Annotated in this window: 13 protein-coding genes and 1 pseudogene; 12 read left to right on the forward strand and 2 right to left on the reverse strand. The window is 30.5% G+C overall.

The genetic code is table 11. From position 1 onward, the window contains the following. Positions 1–11: 11 nt before the first annotated feature. Both T434_RS07750 and T434_RS0105935 read left to right on the forward strand, forming a co-directional pair. Positions 12–122: an IS3 family transposase gene (locus T434_RS07750; RefSeq protein ID WP_425393904.1), complete on the forward strand. Its 111-nt coding sequence runs from the start codon at positions 12–14 to the stop codon at positions 120–122. A gap of 112 nt (positions 123–234) precedes the next feature. Beyond that, entirely contained in the window at positions 235–633 is a 399-nt protein-coding gene (locus T434_RS0105935) for a hypothetical protein (protein WP_026400289.1), read from the forward strand. A gap of 395 nt (positions 634–1,028) precedes the next feature. On the opposite strand, the pseudogene T434_RS07760 reads toward T434_RS0105935, so the two are convergent. Beyond that, positions 1,029–1,124, reverse strand: a pseudogene (locus tag T434_RS07760) (transposase); the annotation flags it as partial. Between the two features lie 434 nt (positions 1,125–1,558). Here T434_RS07760 and T434_RS07265 point away from each other — a divergent pair. The 10 genes from T434_RS07265 (at position 1,559) to T434_RS0105985 (ending at position 10,188) form a co-directional block, all read left to right on the forward strand. Further along, positions 1,559–2,704, forward strand: coding sequence for a prepilin-type N-terminal cleavage/methylation domain-containing protein (locus T434_RS07265; protein WP_035358571.1), 1,146 nt, complete (start codon positions 1,559–1,561; stop codon positions 2,702–2,704). Positions 2,705–2,722: 18 nt separating this feature from the next. Continuing rightward, positions 2,723–4,003, forward strand: a complete 1,281-nt coding sequence (locus T434_RS0105945) for a bacterial Ig-like domain-containing protein (protein WP_026400290.1) — start codon at positions 2,723–2,725, stop codon at positions 4,001–4,003. A 33-nt stretch (positions 4,004–4,036) separates the two neighbouring features. Further along, positions 4,037–4,495 carry a type IV pilin protein gene (locus T434_RS07585; RefSeq protein ID WP_026400291.1) on the forward strand — a complete coding sequence of 153 codons (459 nt, stop codon included), beginning with the start codon at positions 4,037–4,039 and terminating at the stop codon, positions 4,493–4,495. 116 nt (positions 4,496–4,611) lie between these two features. Then, on the forward strand, positions 4,612–5,013 hold the full coding sequence (locus T434_RS0105955) for a prepilin-type N-terminal cleavage/methylation domain-containing protein (protein WP_026400292.1): 402 nt from the start codon (positions 4,612–4,614) through the stop codon (positions 5,011–5,013). A gap of 38 nt (positions 5,014–5,051) precedes the next feature. Next, positions 5,052–5,792: a hypothetical protein gene (locus tag T434_RS0105960; RefSeq protein WP_162150792.1), complete on the forward strand. Its 741-nt coding sequence runs from the start codon at positions 5,052–5,054 to the stop codon at positions 5,790–5,792. Positions 5,793–5,794: 2 nt separating this feature from the next. Continuing rightward, a complete protein-coding gene (locus T434_RS0105965) occupies positions 5,795–6,172 on the forward strand; it encodes a type II secretion system protein (RefSeq protein ID WP_281172695.1) in 378 nt (125 codons plus the stop codon). Then, positions 6,169–6,543: a hypothetical protein gene (locus T434_RS0105970; RefSeq protein ID WP_156934105.1), complete on the forward strand. Its 375-nt coding sequence runs from the start codon at positions 6,169–6,171 to the stop codon at positions 6,541–6,543. Before T434_RS0105965 ends, T434_RS0105970 begins: the two co-directional genes overlap by 4 nt. Further along, positions 6,516–7,325 carry a prepilin peptidase gene (locus T434_RS0105975; RefSeq protein ID WP_026400296.1) on the forward strand — a complete coding sequence of 270 codons (810 nt, stop codon included), beginning with the start codon at positions 6,516–6,518 and terminating at the stop codon, positions 7,323–7,325. Before T434_RS0105970 ends, T434_RS0105975 begins: the two co-directional genes overlap by 28 nt. Next, positions 7,306–8,511 carry a type II secretion system F family protein gene (locus T434_RS0105980; RefSeq protein ID WP_026400297.1) on the forward strand — a complete coding sequence of 402 codons (1,206 nt, stop codon included), beginning with the start codon at positions 7,306–7,308 and terminating at the stop codon, positions 8,509–8,511. Before T434_RS0105975 ends, T434_RS0105980 begins: the two co-directional genes overlap by 20 nt. A gap of 12 nt (positions 8,512–8,523) precedes the next feature. After that, a complete protein-coding gene (locus T434_RS0105985) occupies positions 8,524–10,188 on the forward strand; it encodes a GspE/PulE family protein (RefSeq protein ID WP_035358578.1) in 1,665 nt (554 codons plus the stop codon). 279 nt (positions 10,189–10,467) lie between these two features. On the opposite strand, the gene T434_RS07770 is transcribed toward T434_RS0105985, so the two are convergent. Next, positions 10,468–10,578 (reverse strand): IS3 family transposase, encoded by a 111-nt coding sequence (locus T434_RS07770; RefSeq protein ID WP_425393904.1) that lies wholly within the window; start codon positions 10,576–10,578, stop codon positions 10,468–10,470. Positions 10,579–10,589 lie beyond the last annotated feature (11 nt).

A 10,589-nucleotide genomic window follows, 5' to 3' on the forward strand; every position in this document is an offset into this window, starting at 1 on the left:
GTTCTAATGAAATTGTAGCACAAACTATGATAGAATATATAAAATATTACAATGAAACACGAATACAAGCAAAATTAGGTTATCTATCTCCTGTGGAGTATAGAAAGTTAAACCGATTATAACTTTTTTTATTAAGTTCCATTTCTATGGGTCAGTGACCTAATAACTTGTCCTGACTCTTTTTTTATTATTTGATAAAATTAAATTAAACTTTAGGGGATAAGGTGAATATATATGAAGAAAAAGCATTTATTTTTATTGATACCTCAGATTGCAGTCTTTTTACTTGGTGCTTTACCTTTTGGTGTTGTAATGAGATTCGCACCAGACCCAGTAGAAACCATCATACACTTTACAAATTATTATGATCTCTTACCTTTTGGAAATGCACATTTTGGACCATTCTTAACAATATGTTTTGCAGGTATTGTCTTATTGCTTTCGATTATATGGTACATCACACAGCATCAAGGTGTATTAACATTTATTAGAGCATTTTCAGTATTTGAACTTGCTGCATCAATGTTACCTTTAGCATTAGGTTTGAGTTATATTACATGGGTTGGTGTCACAATTACCTTGATTATTGTCATTCAAGTGGTACTATTCAAATTTGACTTGATACTCAAGTAAATACTTACAAGGATGATTAAATAGGTCGCTATAAGACCTTTTTATTATATTGGTCGTAGACTAACATAAAACCACCTGCTATGCGGGTGGAAACAAAGAAGCAGTAGCGATAAACAAAAAGAATCCTCTTGGTTGGTATAATGATAATGACCAATTGCCTTACACCAAATTAAACCAACGAGGATTCTATCATCAGAACAATGAAGAACGATGATACAAGTAGTTTATCACATACAAGGTGGAACTGCCAATACCACATAGTCTTCACACCAAAGTATCGATGAAAAGGAATCTATGAAAAATTGAGAAGTGATATTGGCAAGTATATTCGACGCCTGTGTGAATACAAAGGCGTGGAAATAGTCGAGGCACATGCGATGTCAGATTATACCCACATGCTCGTCAAAAATCATCAAGCTGCTTTTTCCCTTCAAATACCCCATGAATGAACTTACCGCTAGTTTGGGTGGTATTTTGACGAGCATGCCAATTTGAAATACAACTATGGATCTCGACACTTCTGGTCAGAAGGATACTACGTTTCGACCATAGGTCTAAACAAGCAAACAGTAGCAAATTATATCAGGAACCAAGAGTTAGATGATCAACTAGCGGATAAGAAGATCATCAAGGAGTATGAAGACCCGTTTACGGGTAAGTAAGAGTGTCAAAGGCAATTGGGCAAATAGAAAGACCCTCAAATGGGGGTCGCCAGTAATAAAGCCTTGTAGGAGTGTGAGAAAAACCGCGCCTTGAAGATGCGGATTTTTATTTATATAAATTGAATTTTCAATGTAAAACGATTTCCTCAGCTTTGGTAAAGACAAAATAAGGTCTAGTTATTGACATATTCTCACATAATTTATACAATGAAAGTGTATATATTTTCAAAAAAATGAAAAAAATTTAGAAAGGAAGACCGAAAATGAAGAAGTCACTAAAAAAGGCTTTCACGTTAGTCGAACTGATTGTGGTTATTGCTATCATAGCAATACTTTCGACGGTCGCATTTGTTGGTTATAATATGTTTATTGATGAAGCAAACATTTCAGCTGACCAACAAGAGTTAAAGAACATGAATGATTTATTATCACTTACACTAGTTGAGAAAAAGTTAAGTGCTATAGACCTCGATTATGATGATATTGCATATATTTTAACTGATATATCTGATCAAATCTCGTTTAGACCAAGATATAAGTATGGTGTTTACTATTTTGATAAGAGTACTAATAAAATAGAGTATTCAAGAGATGGTATTGAACCACTTAAATCTGGAGTCGTCAATTTTGGGAACTCTACATTTGAAGATTTATTTGGAACAGGAAAAATCTTCTTGAACGAAACTGGAATGTTTGCTGATTGGGTAAGAGATTTCAGAAATATTAAAAATCAAAATATGTATGATGCATTAAGGGAAAGAGCTATGGAATTAGGATTGGTCTCAGTTTATGAAGCATTTAAGCCAGAGACAACCTTATTTATATCAGCTAGCAACGCCTTTAATGCAGGTGGAGAAATTGAAAGAGTTATTTTTGAAAGAAATATAAAAGCAATTTTTGACCCAAATATTTATGAAAAATATACTTTAGCAGAAGGTGTTAAAATTACTATTCCAAGATCAGTGAGATATATAGGACCGAATGCTTTTGGATATTTACTAGGTGATATTGAAATTAACGTCAAGGATAGAAACAATACATTAGTTCTTCATAGTTCACTTGGTGTAAATGTTAAATCAAATGCAAAAAAAGTTGATGCATCTGTACTAGCTGCACAAAATGAAGCCAATAACACATTAATATCAGATGCAATTTTAGAGGAACTTGATAAAAGTCGTATTGATGTAAATGTTGATGCTTCTGGTGCATTATTCATCGATTTAACGGAAGTTGATGCTGAAATGAAGTTAAATTTAGCTCCATTCCAAGCGGCTAACCCAGATATTACTGGATTTGTTGCAGATATCTCAAGTGCAGGTGATTCAGTAAGAATTGTATCATTTATGGCGTTTAATAACGAAGGCATTATTGCATTCGTAAAAATTAAAGTAAAAGTAGTAACAAATTAAAAAAAGGGAGAATAATAAATGAAGAAAATTCTAACACTAGCAGTTATGTTGCTATCAGCATTAGTAATGGTAGCATGTGGCGAAGTAAATGATATTACTGAACTTAAAGTCAATAAAGCACCAGATGCATATTATGCAGTTGGTGATGTAGTTCCAGCAGATCAATTCACAGTTGATGTTGTTGTAAATGGTATTGTCCAACAAGCTAAATCAATTAATGATGCAGCTTTAACTGTTACAGGACTTGTAAATGGCAATTTAGATACAAGTTCAGTCGGCAAGAAAACAATTACAATTACTTATGAAGGTGTCTCTGTAACAATTAACTATCATGTTGCGGACTTCCTAGTTCATAACTATAATGAATTCAAAACAGCAATGACTCAAGAACAAGGTTTAATTGTTTTAATGGATGATATTGTAGTTGAAGATTCAAATGGTATTGTAGTTCCAGTTGGTCATACTAAAACTTTTGAATTAAATGGACATGCGATTGTATTTACAGCTAATTTAACTGGTGCAACAGCATTAATTACTAATAGAGGTAATCTAACAATTCAAGACGCAACAGACATTAACAAAGATGGTTCTGGTACTGGTTTAATTGCTAACATTGCATTAAATCCAGATACTGATTGGGATCCAAACGATCCTAATGATCCATTTCCTACTTATGCAAACAATACAATTACTAACTTAGGTGTTTTAACGGTTGAAAGTGGAAGGATTGAAAACCGTACAACAGCATCTAATGCTGCAGCATATGTAATAGATAACAACAGTGGTACAGCTGATGCACTTGTTATCATTAACGGTGGTAAGATTGCACACGGCTATAACTTTGCTATTAGACAATTTGCAAATAGCGCGACTAAACTTAATAAAGTAACTGTTAATGGTGGTATTGTTGAAGGTACAAGAGCAGTTTGGCTTCAATTACCTGGTAGTACAGGTATTCAAAAAGCTGAATTAGTTGTAACTGGTGGCGTAATGAAGTCAATTTCTGAAAATGGATTTGCATTCTATTCTTATACTTTCGGTGCTTCATTCGCAGACACTAAGATTACAATTAGTGGTGGTACTTTCGTAGGTTATGTTGGCTTTACTGGTGGACAACCAAAGAATCCAACTGAAACAGTTGAAATTACTGGTGGTAATTTTGATGATGTATTCAGTTATGGTGCAATGACTCCATTTATTAAAGGTGGTGTATTCAAAGTTGATCCATCTGATTATGTTAACTCTGCAACTCACTCAGTAGCACAATCTAACGGCACATTCGTAGTTTCTGCTAAATAATAGCTAAATTTTAGAAAATAGGAGAAAATCATAATGAAAACAGTAATGAAAAAAGGGTTCACGTTGGTTGAACTGATTGTAGTTATCGCAATTATTGCAGTACTATCAACAGTATCAATCGTAGGTTATAGCGTATTTATTGAAAGTGCCAACAAATCTAAAGCAAACCAAGAATTAGTACAAATCGAAAACGTAATGAAAGCTTCAGCTCTATCAGCTGAACAAATCAGTGTAACCACTGATGATGATACTCACAGATTAGATTTAGAAATCATTGGCAACACAACTACTTTAGTATTTAGTGCTGAAGTTGAAGGTTTAGTTGAAAGCCAATTAACAGTGATGAATGATCTTCTTTCTGCACTTTTAGAAGATTTAGGTCTTTCTCAGTTTGATGGAGCATTTACAGTTAATGCATCATTAAAATTACAATACGAAAGCTTAGAAGGTGTAGTTTTAGAATCTGCCATCGCAGTTGTTTTCGCAAGTTAAAAATTAATTTAAAGAGTTATCAGAGGGTGGACTCTCTTGAATACACCCTCTTTTTTAACTCAAGAACATATTTTTAGATTAAAATAAAATTATAATGAATTTTGTTTAGGTGAAATATGAAAAAGGGATTCACATTAATCGAATTAATTACTGCAATTTCATTGACGGCAATCATTTTATTAACTGTTTTTAGTATTACAATTTTTGTTTCTAATCTTCTTGCTAAAAATCAATATCAAGAAATTACTTTTGATGAAATCTATTTAATTGATAAATATATAGAAAATTACGTTGATCAAGCGAACCAAGTCGAATTGGTTGAAGATGAACTAATCCTTGATAATGAACAAATTATCTCGTTTGATCAATCTAATTTAAGTTTTAATATTAACGGAAATACGATTCTTATCACTAGATATATTCAAAATTTAGAATTTAATATAGATGGTCATTTAATAATTGTTCATTTGTGGATTAACGAATCAGAATATCTATCATTAAATTATTATAAATCGTAAAAGTAGGGATAACATTGAAAAAAAAAATCATAATTTTTATGACTAGTAAGAAAATTCAATATTTAATTAAAGAAGGATACGATATCAAATTAAGTCCGTTTTTTGATTATTTAACATTTAAAAGTGTTATAAAAGATGAACTCCAAAACAATGAAGAATATAAATTGAACGTAGATGTTTTACTCGACACAGACATTACAATTAATCACACATTAAATTTTCCAAAAATGTCATTTTTTAAGGCTAAAATGTTAGTCTTTAAAGAATTGAAACTGTTATATAAAGATCTATCACAATACCAAGTAAATCTTAAGTTTAATCTGAATAATAAAAAGTATTTAACAGTTTATGTAGATATGATTCCCAAAGAAGAATTAGATATGATTCAGGTATTAATCAAAGATTTGAAATTGGGAAAAAGTAAATTTTATTTAGTTAAAGACATTTTACAATCTGCTATTGGAAAAGATTTAAGTGTTTTCTTACTTAAAGATGAAGTGGAAAAATACAGTCTCCATATGTATCATCAAGGAGAATATCAAATGTTAAATTTAGATGAATTTAATGAAATGTCATTTATTAAAAATTTAAATACATTGTATGCATATTACAAGGTATCAACAGATCAAATTTCACAAATAAAATTTAAGTTATTATCCGACAATGAGACATTGATTGACGAAAATGTTTTTTTAAAACAATATAAATTCGAACAAATGAATAATCAAGAATTAAATCAATTAATAATCGATAATTATAAAAAGCAAAAAGGATTTTAATGATGTTGAAAAAAGGTTTTACAATACTTGAGGTAGTGATTTCAATAGCAATTATTTCTACAATACTGTTGTCTGTTCTAGGGGTAATTTCCCTTATTAGCAGCTATCAGCTTAAAAAGGAAGATGCTTGGAGGTCACATAGACTCATTGAAAATCTTCATAATCAATATCTTGCTGAACCTACGTATTTTGAAATTGGCGAGCATACTATTTATTTCGATAAGAACCTTAATCTTGTATCAATTCAAGAAGCATATTTTCATGTGACTTACAAATTCAGTTTAAGCGATGGTATTTATGAATTAGAAATTCAAGATATTCATACGAATATATATAAATATAAATCAAAAATTAACCTTGGAAAGTGGGTGGTTTCATGAAAAACCCATCTAACAAAGGTATGATTCTTGGTATCACAGCTGTTACGATGCTTGTTGTCTCTTTACTAGTTATTGTTGTCTTTTCAATTATTATGTCTAAATATGCTTTCTATGAATCTAGAAATCAAGAAATTGAAAATAAACTTAAACTTCAAACATATGCTCAAGAAGTATATGTTGAACTTTATCAGGATATCTTAATGCTAGAAGTAGAAGAAAACTATTATGTAGAAGCACTTGATCAAAATATCAATATTGAAATCAATGATGGTTATTTATATGAAATTGTATTTGAAGGATTTAAAATTGAGGTAAAAGTTTCGATTACAGGTGTAATCGAAGAATGGATTATGACACCATGGGAGTTTTAATATTTATCCTAGGCATTTTAATCGGCAGTTTCCTAAATGCATTTATCTACCGTATACCTAGAGGTATTAAAATTTCAACAGGTAGATCTCAATGTACACATTGCCATAAAGAACTAAAATGGTATGAACTCATACCAGTTTTTAGTTATATATTTTTACGAGGTAAATGTTCTGGTTGTGGTGAAAAGATTTCAATTCTTTATCCGATAACAGAACTTTTGACTGGAGTGTTATATTTATTTACTCATTTAATATTTGGATTCCAAATAGAATTCTTTATTTATGTTTTAACAATTACTGTAATGATTCCAATTATAAGAATTGATTATGAACATAAATATATTCCAGATAGATTAAATCTTTCCATTTTAGTATTAGGTCTAATATATACAATCTATCAAGCATTTACAGATTTAAACATTCTATGGATAAATGGACTAGGGTTTTTAATTGGTGCTTTAATCATATTTATAGTGAGATGGATTGGACAACAGATTTATAAAAGAGAAGCGATGGGTTTTGGTGATTTAAAACTCTTAGCTGCACTTGGAATGCTAATTGGTTGGCAAGGTGTTATCTTTACATTTTTAATTGGATGCATTATTGCATCAATTATAGAAGTAACTTTAATTGCAGTTAAAGTAAAACAAAGAGATAGTGAAATTGCATTTGGTCCATATTTAGTATATGCTGCAATCATCTATATGTTCTTTGGTGAAACACTTATTAATTTCTATATGGATTTATTAGGAGGTGTACTCTATGCCTTATTACACTTATAAAGCACAGGATCTCTCAGGTAAGAAATTTAAAGGAGAAACTGATGCTTTCGATGAGAATGATTTAAAGGTTAAACTCAAAAAGCAGGAATTACATCTTTTAAGTTTTAAATTGAAACAAAATAAAACACTTAATTCATTTTTGATGGTTAAATCTACACCATCTAGAAATGAGGTTGTTTTATTTATTAGACAACTATCGATTATGGTTTCTGCTGGAATTTCAGTAGAAGATGGTGTTAAAACGATTAATAACCAAACTAAATCAGGTGCATTAAAAAATATTTTAACGAAAGTGGAAGAAGAGTTATATAAAGGATCTCTTTTAAGTGAGGCATTAGGTAAATATCCAAAAATCTTTCCAACTTATTTTAGAAATATGATATATATAGGAGAAGTTTCAGGACAATTACCAACTGTTTTAATTAAGGCAGCTGACTTTTATGAGCGTGATGGTAAATTGAAAAGAAAAGCTTCAACAGCAATTGTTTATCCTACCTTCTTGTTTGTAGTAATCATTGCAGTTTTTATTTTTCTGGTCACATTCATTGTTCCACAATTTGAATCTATTATGCTTCAAATGAATGCGGAACTTCCGGATATCACTAAATTTATTTTAGGGTTGAGTCATTTTTTTAGAGTATATTGGGTTTTCATTATATTTGGATTGATTTCATTTGTTTTGGTTGTATGGGTTTGGTTTAAGACTAAAACAGGAAGATATGTTAAAGATTGGTTAAAACTTAATTTACCAGTTATTAAAAGTATAAATCACAACTTGATAACAACTCGTTTTTCTAAAGGTTTATCAGTACTTGTTTCTAGTGGATTAAACGTCATGGATTCAATTGGTATTATTGGTAAATTAATGGATAATGTGGTCTTTGAAGCCAAATTCCAATATGTTATCGATGAAATTAAACGTGGTAAAAAGATTCACCGTTCAATTGGACACATTTCATTTTTTCCACCAATGTTAATTGAAATGATTAACGTTGGTGAATCAACAGGTAACTTAGATGAAGTATTAGACATTACATCTCTCTATTATGATGAAGTATTAGAAACAACAATCAGTAAAGCAACTCAACTGTTAGAACCAACGATGATAGTGTTTGCTGGTGGTTTAGTTGGATTTGTTATTCTATCAATCTTCTTACCAATGATTTCAATGATGAGTAGTATTTAAGGTGGTGACTATATGTATATAAATGAAGTATTTTATAAATTTTTAATCGAAAAGAATCCAAAAGTTGATCAAGTAAAACTTAAAAATTTACTAGCTGAAGCAAATGCTAAAGTTGCATACCTTTATCAATATCTCATAAACCAAAAGGTTTATAGAGAAGATGAAATGTATGAACTATTAAGTGTCTTTTATCAACTACCTTTAAGTGAGGTTGGTTCTTTATCTATTGAAGATGCGGTAATCTCTGCTGCACCACTTTATTTCTTAAAAGAATTAAATATTTTACCGTTTAAGAATAAAGACGGTAAATTATTAACTGCTATCTCGGAACCGCACAATCTAGTAAAAACAAACCAATTAAAGGCTTATTACAAATTACCACTCGAGGTAGTACTGGTCACACCAACAAACATAACAACACTCTTTGAATACATTGAAAATAAACAACGTAAAAAAGAAGTATTAGGTAGTGAACTTTCAAAAGATGTTAAGGATGATGAAATTGATGAAATCGTTCTTGCAAACTCACCTGCAGTAAAACTTGCAGATTCTCTATTAAGAGAAGCTGTTGCATCTAATGTTTCAGATATCCATATTGAACCATTTGAAGAATATGTCACTGTTCGATTTAGGATCGATGGTCACTTGGTTGAAAATACAAAACTACCTAAACCAATCTTTCAACAACTGCTTGCAAGATTTAAAATTATTGCAAACCTTAATATTGCAGAACGACGTATTCCACAAGATGGTAAACTTCAATTAACTATCAATGAGAAAGATTTTGATTTCCGTATTTCAACAATCCCAACCATTCATGGAGAAAAGATCGTTATCCGTGTTTATAACATGGAGATGAATAGTTTATCACTTGAATCTCTAGGCTTCTTTAAAGACCAATTTGAATCAGTTAAACGCATGATTGAAAAACCATACGGTATTGTTTTAGTTACAGGACCAACAGGTTCTGGTAAAACAACAACACTCTATTCATTCTTAAAAGAATTAAATAGAGAAGATGTCAACATTACAACAGTTGAAGATCCTGTTGAAAACCAATTAAAAGGCATTAATCAAATTCAAATTAATCCAAAAGCTAATTTAACGTTTTCTAGTGCCTTACGTGCGATTTTACGACAAGACCCGAACATTATCATGATTGGGGAAATTCGTGACGAAGAAACTGCACAAATGGCTATTCGTGCAGCAATTACGGGACACTTAGTTTTTTCAACACTACATACAAACGATGCAGTAGGTGCAATCACACGTTTAATGGATATGGGTGTTCCAAGATACTTACTAGCAGACGCAATTAGTGGATCAATTGCTCAACGTCTTGCAAGAAAACTTTGTCCTCATTGTAAAGAAAAGGTTAAAGTTACAGCAGGGGAAGCAAAACGTCTTGGCGTAAGTAAAGATACTTATATTTATAAACCTGTTGGATGTAGTGAATGTTTCAATACAGGTTATAGAGGTCGTAAAGCTGTCTTTGAAGTTATTAACTTTGATAAAAAATTAAAGAAATTAATTGAAAACCAGGATGTTAATACAGAAGATATTAGAGAAAATATTATTAAATCTAAAGTTACATTCTTAAAAGATAACTTTAAACAATTAGTTATTGATGGTGTAACAAGTATTGAAGAATATGATTCATTGGTAAATTATGATTAATCATATTCTAAATGACATCAAAAGTTACGAAATGATACAATTAAATATTTATATATCATCATAATTGGAGATAAAATATATAGTTGGTATATTATTAAATAAGGTTGTTTATCTTATAGATAGATTGAGAAGAGAAAATATGGCAGAACTAAAACCGTTATTGAAATACCCAGGTGGGAAATCTAATGAAATTAAATATCTTTCACAGCATTTCCCATTGAATATAAATAAATATGTTGAACGACACTGACCCATAGAAATGGAACTTAATAAAAAAAGTTATAATCGGTTTAACTTTCTATACTCCACAGGAGATAGATAACCTAATTTTGCTTGTATTCGTGTTTCATTGTAATATTTTATATATTCTATCATAGTTTGTGCTACAATTTCATTAGAAC

The sequence above is a fragment of the Acholeplasma equifetale ATCC 29724 genome (assembly GCF_000687735.1).
Classification (GTDB): Bacteria; Bacillota_I; Bacilli_A; order Acholeplasmatales; family Acholeplasmataceae; genus Acholeplasma; species Acholeplasma equifetale.

Bases quoted from the DNA above. Each gene is read 5' to 3' on its own strand.
- T434_RS0105935 (WP_026400289.1), top strand. From the start codon at position 235: ATGAAGAAAAAGCATTTATTTTTATTGATACCTCAGATTGCAGTCTTT.
- T434_RS07265 (WP_035358571.1), top strand. From the start codon at position 1,559: ATGAAGAAGTCACTAAAAAAGGCTTTCACGTTAGTCGAACTGATTGTG.
- T434_RS0105945 (WP_026400290.1), top strand. From the start codon at position 2,723: ATGAAGAAAATTCTAACACTAGCAGTTATGTTGCTATCAGCATTAGTA.
- T434_RS07585 (WP_026400291.1), top strand. From the start codon at position 4,037: ATGAAAACAGTAATGAAAAAAGGGTTCACGTTGGTTGAACTGATTGTA.
- T434_RS0105955 (WP_026400292.1), top strand. From the start codon at position 4,612: ATGAAAAAGGGATTCACATTAATCGAATTAATTACTGCAATTTCATTG.
- T434_RS0105960 (WP_162150792.1), top strand. From the start codon at position 5,052: ATGACTAGTAAGAAAATTCAATATTTAATTAAAGAAGGATACGATATC.
- T434_RS0105965 (WP_281172695.1), top strand. From the start codon at position 5,795: ATGTTGAAAAAAGGTTTTACAATACTTGAGGTAGTGATTTCAATAGCA.
- T434_RS0105970 (WP_156934105.1), top strand. From the start codon at position 6,169: ATGAAAAACCCATCTAACAAAGGTATGATTCTTGGTATCACAGCTGTT.
- T434_RS0105975 (WP_026400296.1), top strand. From the start codon at position 6,516: ATGGATTATGACACCATGGGAGTTTTAATATTTATCCTAGGCATTTTA.
- T434_RS0105980 (WP_026400297.1), top strand. From the start codon at position 7,306: ATGCCTTATTACACTTATAAAGCACAGGATCTCTCAGGTAAGAAATTT.
- T434_RS0105985 (WP_035358578.1), top strand. From the start codon at position 8,524: ATGTATATAAATGAAGTATTTTATAAATTTTTAATCGAAAAGAATCCA.